Annotated in this window: 12 protein-coding genes; all 12 read right to left on the bottom strand. The window is 63.8% G+C overall.

Going from position 1 to position 15,257, the window contains the following annotated elements; all coding sequences use genetic code 11:
- Positions 1-142: 142 nt before the first annotated feature.
- The 12 genes from AC07SI_RS07485 to glnE all read right to left on the bottom strand — a co-directional run bounded on the left by AC07SI_RS07485 (position 143) and on the right by glnE (position 15,206).
- Positions 143-1,069 (bottom strand): ABC transporter permease, encoded by a 927-nt coding sequence (locus tag AC07SI_RS07485; RefSeq protein WP_495005461.1) that lies wholly within the window; start codon positions 1,067-1,069, stop codon positions 143-145.
- On the bottom strand, positions 1,066-2,052 hold the full coding sequence (locus tag AC07SI_RS07480; RefSeq protein WP_495005460.1) for an ABC transporter permease: 987 nt from the start codon (positions 2,050-2,052) through the stop codon (positions 1,066-1,068). The genes AC07SI_RS07485 and AC07SI_RS07480 overlap by 4 nt, the downstream gene beginning before the upstream one ends.
- Positions 2,045-3,568, bottom strand: a complete 1,524-nt coding sequence (locus AC07SI_RS07475) for a sugar ABC transporter ATP-binding protein (protein WP_495005459.1) — start codon at positions 3,566-3,568, stop codon at positions 2,045-2,047. Before AC07SI_RS07475 ends, AC07SI_RS07480 begins: the two co-directional genes overlap by 8 nt.
- Complete coding sequence (locus tag AC07SI_RS07470; RefSeq protein WP_495005458.1) at positions 3,568-4,548, bottom strand: sugar ABC transporter substrate-binding protein; 981 nt, start codon at positions 4,546-4,548, stop codon at positions 3,568-3,570. The genes AC07SI_RS07475 and AC07SI_RS07470 overlap by 1 nt, the downstream gene beginning before the upstream one ends.
- Before the next feature lie 586 nt (positions 4,549-5,134).
- Positions 5,135-6,571 (bottom strand): lipopolysaccharide kinase InaA family protein, encoded by a 1,437-nt coding sequence (locus tag AC07SI_RS07465; RefSeq protein WP_495005457.1) that lies wholly within the window; start codon positions 6,569-6,571, stop codon positions 5,135-5,137.
- Positions 6,571-7,323, bottom strand: a complete 753-nt coding sequence (locus AC07SI_RS07460) for a lipopolysaccharide kinase InaA family protein (RefSeq protein ID WP_120447468.1) — start codon at positions 7,321-7,323, stop codon at positions 6,571-6,573. Before AC07SI_RS07460 ends, AC07SI_RS07465 begins: the two co-directional genes overlap by 1 nt.
- A complete protein-coding gene (locus tag AC07SI_RS07455) occupies positions 7,320-8,054 on the bottom strand; it encodes a lipopolysaccharide kinase InaA family protein (protein ID WP_495005456.1) in 735 nt (244 codons plus the stop codon). The genes AC07SI_RS07460 and AC07SI_RS07455 overlap by 4 nt, the downstream gene beginning before the upstream one ends.
- Positions 8,054-8,860 carry a lipopolysaccharide core heptose(I) kinase RfaP gene (gene rfaP, locus AC07SI_RS07450; protein WP_065900029.1) on the bottom strand — a complete coding sequence of 269 codons (807 nt, stop codon included), beginning with the start codon at positions 8,858-8,860 and terminating at the stop codon, positions 8,054-8,056. The genes AC07SI_RS07455 and rfaP overlap by 1 nt, the downstream gene beginning before the upstream one ends.
- Entirely contained in the window at positions 8,857-9,981 is a 1,125-nt protein-coding gene (locus tag AC07SI_RS07445) for a glycosyltransferase family 4 protein (protein WP_495005455.1), read from the bottom strand. Before AC07SI_RS07445 ends, rfaP begins: the two co-directional genes overlap by 4 nt.
- Positions 9,981-11,042, bottom strand: coding sequence for a lipopolysaccharide heptosyltransferase I (gene waaC, locus AC07SI_RS07440; RefSeq protein ID WP_065900026.1), 1,062 nt, complete (start codon positions 11,040-11,042; stop codon positions 9,981-9,983). Before waaC ends, AC07SI_RS07445 begins: the two co-directional genes overlap by 1 nt.
- A 1-nt stretch (position 11,043) precedes the next feature.
- A complete protein-coding gene (gene waaF, locus AC07SI_RS07435) occupies positions 11,044-12,078 on the bottom strand; it encodes a lipopolysaccharide heptosyltransferase II (protein ID WP_065900023.1) in 1,035 nt (344 codons plus the stop codon).
- 188 nt (positions 12,079-12,266) lie between these two features.
- A complete protein-coding gene (glnE, locus tag AC07SI_RS07430) occupies positions 12,267-15,206 on the bottom strand; it encodes a bifunctional [glutamate--ammonia ligase]-adenylyl-L-tyrosine phosphorylase/[glutamate--ammonia-ligase] adenylyltransferase (protein ID WP_495005454.1) in 2,940 nt (979 codons plus the stop codon).
- Positions 15,207-15,257: the final 51 nt, after the last annotated feature.

Here is a 15,257-nt window from a genome sequence, read left to right as displayed (position 1 = left end):
GAACTCAAGCAGCCTGCCCGCTGCGCCGAAAGCGTTTGCACGCCTTTTTCAGCAAGCGATGCCCATGAAGCGCATCGCGTCACGTGTGGAAAACGGCACCTACAAACCCCGCATCATCCGGGTCAAGGCTGAATAAACCCGGCTAGTTGCGCTCCAGCACACGGCGACTGGCAAAGCTGAAGGTCAGCACCACAAAAATCAGCACGCCGGTCGCCACCTGCTGCCAGTAGAAATTCCAGCCGATCAGCAGCAGGCCGTTGGCGATCACGTTGATAAACAGCACCCCCAGCAAGGTGCCGGGGATATTCGCCCGGCCCTGTCGGCTCAACGTCGTGCCGATGAACACCGCGCCAATCGCATTGAGCAAAAACGCATTGCCGGACAGCGGCACGTAGGCGCTGACCGTCGAGCTGAGCAACACCCCCGCCACCCCGCAGGCCAACGCGGTGGCCAGCGCCACGACGGTCACGATGCGCCGCACCGACAACCCCGAGTAATACGCCAGCAGCGGCTGGGTGCCCTGGGCCAACAACTCACGACCCAGGCGCCCGCGCGCAAGTGCCAGGCCGTAGAACAGTGCCAGCCCAAGGACGATCAGCAGCGGGGTCAGGCCGGTCAGTTCAGGCTTCACGCCCTGGGCGATATAGATCGGCTGACCGCCGTCCGACAGCAACTGTTGGGCGCTGGTACCGATAAACAACGTCCCCAGGGTCGCCAGGAAAGGGCTGATGCGCAGCCCGGCGATCAAGCCGGCATTGAACACCCCGACCAGCAACGCAGCGACCAGCGCCCCCGTGGCAGCTACCGCCCAGCCATGCCCACCATTGAGCAGCACGACGAAGCTGAAACTGGCGAAATCCAGCGCGGTGCCCACCGACAGGTCGATACCGCCGGCGGCCACGGCGTAAGTCATGCCGATGGCGACAATCGCCAGCAACACGAAGTTGTTCAGCAGCAGGCTGTGCAGGTTGCCGGCGCTCAGGAACCCTGGCGCCTGCACGGCGAACACCGCGACGATCAGCGCAAATACCAGCGGTAAGGTCAGCGGCAACAAGGCGCGCAGGTTCATGGGTGGGCTCCTCGGTTCAAGGCGCTGGAGGCGGCGACCACCAGCAAGATCAACACGCCTTGCACGCCATTGACCCAGAAGCTCGACAGGTTGAGCAACTGGAAGCCATTGATCAGAAAACCGATCAACAGCGCAGCGAGCAAAGTGCCCGGGATACTCGCCACCAGTCGCCTGGAAAACACCACGCCAAGAAAAGCGATCGCCACCACCGACAGCAACATGTCGCCGGAACCGGTGGTACTGCCGCTGAAAAAAGCCGCCGAACACAGCGCGGCCACCGCGGCGCACAACCCCGACAGCAGGTAGCTCGAGAGCACGTAGGCCGGCACCCGGATCCCGGCTGCCTGCGCCGCCTGTGGGTATTCGCCGACCGCATGCAGGCGCAGCCCGTAGGCCGAATGCTGGATCAGCAAGGTCAGCACGCCCGCCGTCACCAGCAGCACCCACGCCAGTGCCGGCACCGCCAGCCAGGTGCCGCCGCTGAGCAGGTCGAGCAGCGGCGAGTCGGTAGAGACCACGGTGTTTTCCGTCAGCACCAGCTCCAACCCGGCCAGTACGTTCATGCTCGCCAGCGTCGCCAGCAACGGTGGCAAGCGCAGCAGCACCACCGCCAGGCCGTTCAGCACGCCGACCGCCAGGCCACAGCCCAGGGTCAACAGCACACTGAGCCAAAGCTCCAGGCCGGCATTGTTGAGCCGGCTGAACACCGCCGCGCACAGCCCGAGATTGGCCGCCAGCGACAGGTCGAGTCCGCCGGCCACCACATTCGAGCCGCCGCCGATAATCACGCAGGTCAGCCCGAAGGCCAGCACGCCGAGGATCGCCGACTGGCTGAACACATTGGCCAGGTTACCCACCGACAAAAAATTCGGCGCGGCCACGGCAAACCCCAACAGGATCGCCAGGAACACCCCTACCGAACCCCGACGCAGCGCCAGCACCCACACGCGTTGCGAGAACCCAGGCGTCGCGACATCAAGCATGTTCGACCTCCCGCGCCGGCAGCGCTGCAGCGGGCACGGCCCCCGTCGCACAGGCCAGCAACTGATCGCTGTCAGCCTCGCCGGCATGGAATTCACCGGCGATCTCGCCACGATGCAGCACCACAATTCGGTCACTGATCCCGAGCAACTCCGGCAAGTCCGAAGACAGAACCAGCACCGCCGCTCCTGCTTCCACCAGGCGTCCGATCAAGCGATAGATCTCCACTTTGGCGCCCACATCCACACCCACGCAGGGCTCATCCAACAGGTACACGGCCGAGCGCCGACTCAGCCATTTGCCCAACGCGACTTTTTGCTGGTTGCCGCCGCTCAGTTGGCTGACCGCCGCGTGAGGGCCGGGCGCCTTGATCGCCAGTTCATCGATCAAGCGCACGCTCTCCGCGTGCTCCTCGCGCCGACTCAACAGCCCCCAGCGACTGAACCTTCCCAGCCCCGCCAGCGTGAGGTTTTCCAGCACCGACAGCAGCGGCGAAATGCCCTGGCTCCGCCGCTCTTCCGGCACCAGGGCGATGCCCGCGGCAATCGCCTGGCCCGGCGAGCGCAGGCGCAACAGGCGCCCGTCCAGGTGCACGCTGCCGCTGTCGGCGCGTTCCACGCCGAACAAGGTCTTGAACAACTCTTTGGCACCTGAGCCGACCAGCCCTGTCAGGCCGAGGATTTCTCCGCGGCGCACCTGCAGGTCAATCTGCCGATAACGCCGCGCCAGGCTCAGCCCGCGCACCTGCAACAACGGCGGGCCCAATTCGACCTTGGCCTTGGGGTACATCTCCTGCACCTCGCGGTTGACCATCAGCCGCGCAATCTCGGCGCTGGAGGTGTGTCGTGGCTGCACCACCGCCACGTCACGGCCATTGCGCAACACCGTGACTTCATCGCACAGGCTGTCGATTTCCTGCAAGTAATGGGAGATGTACAGAATCGACAACCCCTGGTCACGCAGGCGCTTGACGATGCGCAGCAACTGGTCGACTTCACGCTTGACCAACGCCACGCTGGGCTCGTCGAATACGAGGATTTTCGGCTGGCGGATCAACGCCCGGGTAATTTGCAGCACTTGGCGCTCGGCGCTGTTCAGCTCGCCGACCAAGGCGCCGGCCGGCAGTTGCAGATCAAAATATTCGGCCAGCAAGCGTTCGGCCTCACGCTGCTGTCGGCGCCGATCCACGAACGGTCCGCGGCGCAATTCATGGCCGAAAAACAGCGCCTCGCCGACAGTGAAACTCGCCGGCAACAGGCGCTCCTGATGGATGAACTGCACGCCCAGCGCATCCACCTGGCGCGGCGACAAGGAGGCATAGGATTGGCCGTCGATACTGACCTGTCCCGCATCAGCCTTGTGAAGGCCGGCAAGGATCTTGATCAAGGTCGACTTGCCCGCGCCGTTCTCGCCCACCAGCCCGTGAATGCTGCCACGCTCGACCTTCAGGCTCGCATCCTCCAGCGCCTGGGTCGCACCGAAGCGTTTGCGCAAGTGCTGCAGGTGCAATGCCGCCATCAGTCACCCCGCAATTGCTGGACCTGCGCCAGGTTGGCGGCGGTGGTCAGCAGCGTGGGCACATGGGTTTCCTTGGGCAGGTCACGTTGGCCGGCCAGGTAACGCGCCACGTTCTGCACGGCGGTCTTGCCGATCAGCGCCGGCTGCTGCGCCACCACCGCGCCCACCGGCGAGTTCGCCTGGCCGAGCAGCGCCAGCACTTCGGGGGTGCCATCGACGCCATAGGTCTTGATCTCGGTGCGCTTGGCATCGATCAATGCCTTGCTCGCACCCAGTTGCGGGATGTCCCACGCCGACCAGATCGCCGAGACACTGCCCGCCGGGTATTTGTTGAGCAGTGCCGACACTTGGGAATAGGCGTCCTGCACGGTATTGGGGATCACATCGCGCAGTTCCGGCTGGATGATCTCCAGCTGTGGGTAATCCTTGAGCGCCAGCTTCAACTGGTCATAACGGATCGCGCACACCGGCACGCCGTAGAAACCATTGAACACCAGGATCTTGCCCTTGCCGCCAGCGTCCTTGATCAACTGATCGGCCAGCGCCTCGCCGGTGGCGACGTTGTCCGAGGTGGTGTTGTTGAGGCTGTATTGCGAGGGCGCATCGATGGTGAACAGTGGAATGCCGGCTTTGCTGATGCGCTTGAGCCAGGGGTCGATCACGCTGAGGGTTCCGAGGGTCTGGATCACCGCATCCGGCTTCTGGGTGACCACGGTCTGCAGCTGGGTCACCAGGTTTTTGTCGTTACGCCCGGCGTCCAGGGTGATCGGTGTACCGCCCAGGCGCTTGATCTCATCGACCTGCGCCTGGAACGCCTTGATATCGAAATAGTGACTGGTACCGGTCATGCTCACCGCAATGCGCTTGCCGGCCAGGGACGGCACGGCATCATCACCTTCTGCAGCATGGGCCACGCCACTCAGCAGCAGGACGGCGCCAAGGCAGATCAAACGGGAAAGCGAGGAAAGGCTGGAAGGCATACAGGGCTCCGCTGCAAACGGTGAAAGGGTTCACCAGGTGCTATTGCAGAGCCCGTGCCAGGATTTTTAATGAGTTAAATCAGCAAGATAAAAACCCAAAGCGAAAGCGTGATGTCGTTCTTGAACACAACTGCCCAATCGCTGTTGCCCACGCAACACCTGTCACTGAGTGTTCGCACCCTAGCTTGCGCATTTCGACTAAAGCGCCTGCGTTGACACGCTGGAATCGCAAGCATGGAACTGGCGCAAAGGGACTGGGGGATCCCGGTCGGCGCTCTAGCCTCGGTGAGTTTCATCGGGGCTTTTCGCTTGCTGGAATGCGGAATTGCCTGAAACGAATTTTATCTGCTCCCCAGTGCGAATGTGGGAGCGGGCTTGCCCGCGAAGGCGACCTGACAGTCGACCAGGATGTTGGATCAGACTGAGTATCTATCCATTTCTGCGGCAACCGCGGCTACGGGTTACGCTCTTACAGCGGGTCACTTTCGAAAAGCGCGAAAGCAACCAAAGCGCTCTCGCCCCTACGCTCGGTGTGCCCGTAATCCGACATGGATTTGGCGGGCCACCCTCGCCGGCAAGCCGGCGCCTACAGTTTGGGCAGTCGCTGATCGATCAGTTGGTACAACGCGCTGCTCTGCGGCCAGTTGCGCATGAACCGCGCGCGGTCCTTGGCATACGCCGGGGTGAAGCTCGCGATTGAGCTGTGTTGGCACATGGCGTCGAGGTCGATCAGCGACCAGCGGTCCTTGTCCCAGAACAGGTTATGGCCCTTGAAGTCACCATGGCTGATGCGTTCGCGGATCAGCTCGGCGAACAGCTGATCCAGCGCCAGCAGTTCGTTTTCCGGCGCCTCGCCGTTTTCAACGTAAGGCGCGAAGCGCTCGATGATGTCCGGACCCGACAGGTATTCGGTGACCAGGTACGCGCGGCTGCGCAGCCAGAGAAAACGCTTTTCCAGCACGGCCAGCGGCTTGGGCGTGGCGATGCCGAGGAAGGCCAGGCGGTTGCCTTCGCGCCAGGAATGCCAGGCGCGACTGGGGCGCCAGAAGCGCTTGAGCCAGTGGGCGAAACCCTTGATGTTGTAGCGCTTGATCACCAGCGGCCGACCGACCACCTCGACCTTGGCCACGCTGGCGGCCCCGCCGGTCTTGTACAGGTGGCCCTGGTCGAGCAATGCATCCGCCTGCTCCAGCACCGCGAGCATCGCCGGCTCTTCCTCGCGACGAATCGCGCGCAAGGCAAAGGCCCCTCGCACCACGCTGAACAGCGTGCATTCGCGGCCGACCTTGTGCAGAAAGTCTTTCAGGCGCCAGGCACTGACCTTGCGCACCTGTTTCTCCAAGGCTTCCAGCGGCAGGGCGTGCTCGCTGTTGCCCAGCAGGTAGTACACCAGCAGCTCTTCGGTAAACGGCTCGAGATTTTTTGGCAACTGGGCGAAAAACACCCCGAGGTTTTCCAGCACACGGTTACGTGACAGCGGCTTACCGGCTTCTTCGACGCGAATCCCGGCGCCATCGATCAGGTACAGCTTGCCGTCCTGGCGCAGCAGGTTGTCCAGGTGCAGGTCTTCCTGCCACAGCCCTTTGGCATGCATCTGCGCGACCGCACCCAGCGCCTCGGCCAGCACCGCTGTCTGCTCGTCGGCCAACGGCGGCAGGCCTTCGACGGCGTGCCAGGCATCAGCCAGGCTCTCGGCGCCCTCGATAAATTCGAACAGCAGCCAACCGCCCTCGCCTTCCTGCAAGCCATCGGCGAGCAGCAACGGGGTGGTCAGACCTTGCTCGGCGAGCAGGCGCACGCCGCGCAGCTCACGCTGAAAATGCCGCGCCGCCTTGCTGCCCACCAACAACTTGGCCAGCACCGGACGCCCGCGCCACACCGCCGCGCCCACGTAGCGCCCGCCCGGCAACACCCGCAACAGGCTCAGCAGTTGCAACTGGCCGGCGCCTGCGGCATCGGCGAGATCCAGAGTGAGGGGCAGGCTCGGTGTGCGGCCGGCGTTTTTCAGCTCGGACAGACGCATCAGCGGTTCTCCTTGTGGCTACGCCGTTTCGTCAGGCGCTGCAGCCAGGTGCCGACCAATGCACTGCCCTCAGGCTGATCGAGGTAGGCCGCCAGCAACTGGCGCACCTGCGCATCCGACCATTGCGGCGCACGGCGCAACAACGGCTCCAGGTCCTTGACCCGGTCACGCCAGCCGAACAGCAGCGGGCGGGTTTTCTCCAGGTCGATCAACTGCGCGGCGTAACCGTCACCGGTGGCCTGCAGGAAAATATGCTTGGGGTAGAAACAGCCATGCACCTGGCCAACGCTGTGCAGCCGGCGCGCCAACAGGCCACAGGCCAACAGGATCGCGTGGTGCTGGGCGTCGCTCAGGTGCGCCCACTGCTCCAGCAGCGAGTCCAGGTCATTCCAGCCGTCCAGGGCGCGGGTCAGCAGCATCGCGCGGTGTTCGCCGGCGACCTTGCGCTCGCCATAGAATGCCGCCTGCAACGCCGGGATACCGAGCTTGCGGTAGCGGCTGATATTGCGAAATTCGCGCGAGAAACTGGGCTCGCCCAACGGGCGGTGCAAGCTGCGCGTGAGGTAGTTGCTCTGGCGCTTGAGGTAATAGCCGTGGCCGTCCAGCTCCAGGCGAAACACACTGCTCCAGCCGCCACGGCTGGTGTTCGGCTCGTCCACCGCGTCCAGTTGCTTGGCCCACAGCGCGTCGAATGTCGCGAGGCCGTGGCGCTCCAACAGGGCGCGGTCTTCGGCCGCCAGGAAATCACTCATTCGCGTCCCTCGAAAAACTTCACCACGTGGCGAATACGCTGTTTGTCCGATGCACTCAGGTGCCGGCGCTGACGGTACTGCATGTAGAAACGCAGGCGCTGGGTGGCTGACAGGTGATACTTGGCCACCTTGTCCAGGCACGCCAGGTCCTTGGTGATGCGGTACTTGAGCCAGAAGCCGCGCCAGAAATCGCCGTTGGGGCAGTCGATCAGGTACAGGGTCGACTGGTCGTCGATCAGCAGGTTGCGCCACTTCAAATCGTTATGGGTAAACCGATGGTCGTGCATGGTTCGCGTGTATTCGGCGAGCTGGCGGCTGACCGCGTCGACCCATTTGGAGTCGCGCAGGCGCGCATCGTTACGCTCGGCCAGCACCGAGAGGTCTTCGGTCCTCGGCAATTCGCGGGTGATCATCGCCCCACGGTCGTAGGCCAGGCCCTTGCGTGCCAGGCCCCAGGCGACCACGTCGGCGGTGGGGATGCCCCACTTGGCGAAGCGCTTGAGGTTCTGCCATTCGGACTTCACGCGCGGCTTGCCCAGGTAGCGCCGCAAACCCTTGCCCGCGCCGGTGTAGCGCTTGACGTAGTAATTGACCCCGCCGCGCTCCACGCGGATCACTTCCGACAAGGGATCGCGGGTCAGGCGTTCGCCTTGCAGGGCGAACACGGCGTCGAGGCTTCCAAAATCATCCGCCAGGTGGGCGTAGGCAGGTTCCAGGTTCCAACCCGCCATCAGATCGCATCCCCATAACGTTGCTTGCGCGCGTACAGCTTGTCGGCCTTGCGCTGCATCAGGCTCAACGATGCCGATTGCTCCGCCAGGATCTGGCGCAGCGGCTGGCGGAAGTAGCCCTTGAGGAAGCGCAGTTTGTCGCGGCGGGTCAGGCCGATGTCCAGCGCCGAGTAGTACAGCGCGGACAAGTCCTTGTCGCGCCAGCGCAGCGGCAGATGGGCACGCAACTGGGCGCGGTGCAGGTCGATCACCGAGAGCTTGATGTTGTTCGCGTCGATGGGCCTGGAAGTGTCCAGCAAGAAGTGGCAGAGGTAGCAGTCACGGTGATTGACGCCACCACGGTGCATGTCGCCCACCATGCGTGCCAGTTCGTGTGTGAGCGCATGGCGCAGCGCGGGTGCTGGCGGTTCGGCGACCCAGTTGATGCTGAGGTCTTCAAGGCTGAGGGTCGGCGCCAGTTCTTCGGTGATGATGAACGAGTGCTGGTCCGCCGGGTTGCTGCCCTTTTCACCGAAGGCCACGCCGGTCATGGTCGGCACGCCGAGTTCCTGCAAGCGATGAATCGCCGCCCACTCAAGGCCGGCGCCGAGCACCGGCAGCTTGGCGGTGATCAGGTTCTTGAAGATTTCACCCCAGCCGATACCCCGATGGATTTTGACGAAATACGGACGGCCCTCCACCTCTGTGCGCAAGGTGCGACGTGCCGCCAGTTCACGGAATACCTGGCCTTGCAGTTGCTCGACTTCGGCGAAGGCATCGCGCCCGGCCCATAAAGTCTTGAACGGTTCGGCAAGAATCAACTTCATCGTTTTGGCTCCGCCAGAATCACATCCGCAGCGTGCTGCGGCATGCTGTAGAGGTCGGCCGTCTCGGCGAAGGCCAACCCATTGCGGCCCCAGGCCGCGCGCTGTGCAGTGTCGGTGAGCATGCGAGCCAGGTACTGGTTGAGCTGGCTCTGTTCGAACGGCTCATCCAGCACCAGGCCACTGTCGGCTTCGGCGATGTAGTGGGCGTAACCACACACGGCCGAGACCAGCACCGGCAACCCGGCCACCAGGGCTTCGAGCAATACGGTGCCGGTGTTTTCGTTGTACGCCGGGTGGATCAACACATCGGCGCCCAGCAGGAAACGCGGGATATCACTGCGGCCCTTGAGGAACTGCACATTGTCGCCCAGGCCCAGGGTCGCGCTTTGCAGCTGGAATACCTTGGGGTCGTCCTGGCCGATTACAAACAGGCGCGTGCGTTTTTTCAGTTCCGTCGGCAGCGCGGCCACGGCTTTCAAGCTGCGGTCGACGCCTTTGGTCTTGAAGCCGGAGCCGATTTGCACCAGCAGCAAATCGTCGTCGGCCAGGTTGAATTCCTGGCGGAAACCCTGGCGAATCTCGGTCGCATTCGGCGGCGCGCGACGGTCCTGGGCAATGCCTGGCGGCAGCAGGTGGAAGCGTTGCAGCGGCGTGTCGTAATGCTTGATGAACAACGGCTGCTGCACTTCGGAGATCATCAGGATCTCGGTCTTGGCATCCTTGGCGAACACCGCGCGCTCGTACTCGGCAAAGTGGCGATAGCGACCAAAATTGCGGTACAGCGAATGGCGCAGGTTTTGCGCCTTGTCTTCGAAGCAGCCATCGGCGGCGTAGTACACGTCCAGGCCAGGCATCTTGTTGAATCCGATCAGGCGGTCGACCGGGCGCTTGGCCAGGTCCTCGGCCATCCAGGCGCTGAGTTTCTCGTTGCGCCGATGGTTGAAGAACGCCTTGACCGGCGCCACCAGCACTTCGAAGCCCGGCGGGATGTCCCCTTCCCAGATCAGCGTGTAGACACGAATCTGATGGCCGCGCTGCTGGCACTCCAGGGCAATGCGCATGAAGTCACGCTGCAGGCCGCCGAAGGGGAAGTATTTGTACAGAACAAAAGCCAGTTGCATCAGTGCAGTTCCTCAGCCAGTAACAACGTGCTCAGCCGGCTCGCCACACGCTCAGGGTTCAGGCGCGTGAAGCACAGGGGCGACTCGCGCTTGATGTCGAACCGACGCAGGTCATCCGCCGTCGGTTGATAGGTACAGTTCTTTTGTAGGCACGGTGCGCATGACCAATCGCTGGCCAGGTGAATCTGGCCCTTGCCGTAGGCGCCGGTCAGGCCGGGGTTGGTCGGGCCGAACAGGGAAATGGTCGGCACATCCAGCGCCGCCGCCAGGTGGCCCAGGCCGGTGTCCACCGCCACACAGGCGCGGGCACCGGCCAATACGCGGGCGACACCGGCGAGGTTCAACTTGGGCAGGACTTCGGCATTCGGCAGGCCTTGGGCCAGGCGCTCGGCCCGAGCCTTTTCGACCGGGTTGCCCCACGGCAATTTCACGTCCACCCCCAGGCGGCCCATGCGTTCGGCCAGCTCGCGCCAGTAGGCTTCGGGCCAGTGCTTGGTGTCCCAGGTGGTGCCGTGCAGCAGCAGCACGAAGGGCTTTTTCGGCGGCAGGCCGAGCAACTTGTCGACGCTCAGGCCATAGTCGCCCAGGCCTTTGGGCAAGTCATAACCGAGGGCCACGGCAAACAGCTGGCGCAAACGCTCCACCGCATGCTGCCCACGGGCCACGGCCAGGCGGCGCGAATAGAAGCGCGCGGCGATTGGCTCACGGGCCGACTGCTGGTCAAAACCCGCCACCGGGGCCCGCACGTAACGGGTCAACCAGGCACTTTTGAGCAGACCCTGGGCATCGATTACCAGGTCATATTTGGTCGACTGAATGCGCTGCTTGAAGCGTCGCCACTCGCCACTCTTGAAGGTCTGCCAAAGGTTCTTGCGCCAGCGGCGGATCGCCACCGGGATCACCTTGTCCACCGCCGGGTGCCAGGTGGGAATTTCGGCAAAGCCTTCTTCCACCACCCAGTCGAATTGAATGCCCGGGATCGCCCGCGCGGCGTCGGTAAGTGCCGGCAACGCGTGGATCACGTCGCCCAGGGATGAGGTCTTGATTACCAGTACGCGCAAACTATCGGACCTCGACCGCAGAGCCCTGCAACCGCTGCAAGGCTTCGTTCACCGGCTGCGGCAGCAATTGGCGCATGCAGTTGTAATGGCCGAAACGGCAGGTACGATCAAAACAGGGGCTGCAATCGAGTCCCAGGCGCACCACTTCGACCTGATCGGCCAACGGCGGAGTGAAGCCCGGCGAGGTGGAGCCGTAGACCGCCACCAGCGGGCGGTTCAGTGCAGCCGCCACGTGCATCAGGCCGGAGTCGTTGGACACCACCGAGTCGGCGCAGGACAGCAAGTCGATGGCCTCGGCCAGTGACGTATCGCCACTGAGGTTCACGGCTTCTTCGCGCAGGCCGGGAATCAGGCGCTGGCGAATGTCCTCGCCGACCGGGTGATCCTTTTTCGATCCAAACAGCCACACCTGCCAACCTTCGCGGATCTTGGTCTCGGCGACTTTGGCGTAGTGCTCCGACGGCCAGCGCTTGGACTCGCCAAACTCGGCACCCGGGCACAGCGCCAGCACCGGGCGATCGAGTTGCAGGCCGAACTTGGCCAGCGCTGCATCGCGGGTGACTGGGTCGATCTGCAAACTCGGGCGCGGATACGGCGTCGGCAGTTCGGCGCCGGGGGCGTAGGCCAACGCCATGAAACGCTCGATCATCAGCGGGTAGCGCGCCTTGTCGAGCTTGCGCACGTCATTGAGCAGGCCGTAGCGAAACTCGCCACGCCATCCTGTGCGCTTGGGGATACCGGCGAAAAACGGCACCAGCGCCGACTTCATCGAGTTGGGCAGCAGGATCGCCTGGTCGTACTGGCCGGCCAGGGATTTGCCGATACGCCGGCGGGTCGCCAGTTCCAGGGCACCGTGGCCGAGCGGAAAGCTCAAGGCCTTGCGCACTTCGGGCATGCGCTCGAGGATCGGCCGGCTCCACTCAGGGGCAAGCACGTCGATCTGGCAGTCCGGATAGCGCTGGCGCAGGCACTGGAACAGTGTCTGTGCCATCACCATGTCACCGACCCAACTGGGCCCAACGATCAGAATATTCATGTAGTTTCCACAAACGATGCGGGGAGGCTTATGCCTCCCCGCCTCGAAAATTACTGTAGGTCACGGTTGGCCCGGTAACAGCTTTGTGCGGGAGCGGGCTTGCTCGCGAAAGCGATCTGTCAGCCGCCCCATCGAGTGACTGAAATAGCGCTCTCGCGAGCAAGCCCGCTCCCACCTTTATTCGAGCTTCAGCTTAACCCCAGTTCCTGCCAGATTCGCATCACCTGGCGCCGTTCGTCGGCGAACTGATCCCCGGCTACCGTACCAGCCTCATTCTGCAGGGCCTGGCGGTGCGCGGCGGAGCGGTAGGCTTTATACACCTCGCGCAGCAGATGAGCATCGGCGGCGGGCATCAACCCCACCTGCTCCAGGCCTTCCAGAATGCGGATATTGTCGGTAAAGCGCAGCAACGATGGATGCTGCGCAGACCACGCCAAAGCCGCGTATTGCACCATAAATTCAATATCGACGATACCTCCGGCGTCCTGCTTGAGGTCGAACAGCGCCGTGGCTTCGAAGGCATTGGCGCCGGTGCCGGCCGCCGTGCCCTTGGTGCCCAGGTTGTCACGCATCTTGGCGCGCATCTCGCTGACCTCCTGGCGCAGCTTCGCCAGATCGCGCTCACGCCCCAGTACCTTGGCCCGGACCTGCTCGAACGCCTGGCCCACATCCTGGCTGCCGACCAGCACGCGCGCGCGGATCAGGGCCTGATGCTCCCAGGTCCAGGCTTCATTTTGTTGATAGCGATCAAACGCGCCGAGCGAACTGACCAACAGCCCGGACGCGCCCGAAGGTCGCAGGCGCATGTCCACTTCATACAGCTGGCCGGAGTTGGTCTGGGTGGTCAGCAGATGGATGATCCGCTGGCCCAGGCGCGTGAAGAACTGCGCGCCATCAATCGGCTTGGCGCCGTCGGTCTCGGCCTGCGGGTCGCCATCGTGGATAAACACCAGGTCCAGGTCCGAACCATGCCCCAGTTCGATGCCGCCGACTTTCCCATAACCGACAATGATGAACCCGGGATCGCACAAAGTGCCGTCCAGCCGTTGCGGCGAGCCGTGGCGCGCCACGGTCTGGCGCCAGGCCAGGGCCAGCACCTGTTCAAGGATGGCTTCGGCGAGCCAGGTCAAGTAGTCGCTGACTTTCATCAACGGCAGGCTGCCGGCGATTTCCGAGGCCGCCACGCGCAGGCGGTGAGCCAGCTTGAAGTGCCGCAAGGCCTCCATCTGCTGCTCCAGGTCATCCTCGGGGATGCGCGTGAGCCGCTCGCGCAACTCGGCGGCAAGTTCCGGCGCCAATGGTGGCTTGAACAGGCGGCCTTCGTTGAGCAACTCGTCGAGCAGCAGCGGGAAACGCGTGATCTGCTCGGCAATCCACGGGCTGGCGGCGCACAGGGTCAGCAGGCGGCGCAGGGCGTCGGGGTTTTCCGTGAGCAGCACCAGATAGGCAGAGCGCCGCGCGACGGCCTCCACCAGCGGCAATACACGTTCGAGCACCAGGTCCGGGTTGGCGTGTTCGACGGCCTGGGCCAGCAGGCGCGGGATAAACGCGTCCAATCGCTCGCGACCGAGGCGCTGCATGGCGCGCAATTGCGGGCTGCTGCGCAGGCCGGCCAGGGCCTTGAGAGCCTTGGGCGCGTCAGTGAAGCCGCCTTCCGCGAGCTGGCGACACGCAGCCTCTTCGTCCTGGGACTCTTCCCACAGCGGCAGCCACTCTCCGCCCACGACCAGTTCGCCCTCTTCGCCTTCCTCTTCATCCGGATCCGCGATGACCTGGCGGAAATGCCAATCCACCCGGCCACGCCAGTACATCAGGCGCTCATGGAACGCGGACCAGTCGGCAAAACCGAGCATAAAGGCAATGCGCGCCTGGTCCTCCGGGCTGTCCGGGAGCATTTGCGTCTGGCGATCGGCAATCGCCTGGATCGCGTGCTCGGTGTAGCGCAGGAACTCATAGCCATTGCGCAACTCGGCGATCACCGCCGGCGGCAGGTAGCCCTGGCCTTCGAGGGTGCCGAGCACTTTGAGCAGCGGCCGCTGCTGCAGGCTGAGGTCGCGACCACCGTGGATCAACTGGAAGGCCTGGGCGATGAACTCCACCTCGCGGATGCCACCCGAGCCCAGCTTGATGTTTTCGGCCATGCCCTTGCGCCGCACTTCCTGCTGGATCAGCTGCTTCATGGTGCGCAGCGCTTCGATGGCGGAAAAGTCCAGGTAACGGCGGTACACGAAGGGGCGCAGCATATCGAGCAACTGCGCACCGGCGACCTGGTCGCCGGCGACCACACGCGCCTTGATCATGGCGTAGCGTTCCCAGTCGCGACCCTGGTCCTGGTAGTACTGCTCCAGCGCGTTGAAGCTGAGCACCAGCGCGCCAGCCGAGCCGTAGGGGCGCAGGCGCATGTCGACACGGAACACAAAGCCGTCGACGGTCATCGGATCGAGGGCCTTGATCAATTTTTGACCAAGGCGAATGAAGAACTCCTGATTATCCAGGGAACGCTTGACGCCCACCGTCTCCCCGCCCTCGGGGTAGGCGAAGATCAGGTCGATATCCGACGACAGGTTCAGCTCCACCGCACCGAGCTTGCCCATGCCGAGGATCACCATGTGCTGGGCTTCGCCGCTGCGTCGGCCAGTCGGCGTGCCGAACTGCAAGCAATGGCGCTGGTACAGCCACTGGTAGGCCTGGTCGATGCTGGCGTCGGCCATGTCGGAGAGGTCGCGGCAGGTTTGCACCAGGTCCGCCTGGCGGGTCAGGTCGCGCCAGATGATGCGCACTTGCTGGCGCGTGCGCTGGCGACGCAGCACGCGGCCCAGCTCATCTTCTGTTTCGGCCTGTTGCACGGCGCCGGCGATCTGGCCGCACAGCTCCCCCGGTGCAAAGCCGCGGTCCAACTCGCCCCAGGCCACCAGTTCGAGCAACATCAAAGGGTCACGAACACTCTGTTCAATCACGAAATCACTGGCGGCGCACACGCGGGCGAAGTCGGCCCACCGTTGCGGCGTCCACGCAGAAAGGCCATGATCGTCGTCCAGCGCGGCCACTGCGTCACGAAATGACTGCTCGGCCCGGCTGGCGTAAGGCAAGAGAATGGCGGGTAATTCGGCCAGTGTTGGCAGGCTCATGGTCTATCCTTGATCGGCGCGTAAATGGCTTGTAGCTGTGAACGCAAGAAC

The organism is Pseudomonas sp. GW821-FHT05D12 (assembly GCF_059419825.1).
The sequence above is the reverse complement of the archived record's forward strand: the minus strand, read 5'-3'. Positions and strand labels throughout refer to the sequence as shown.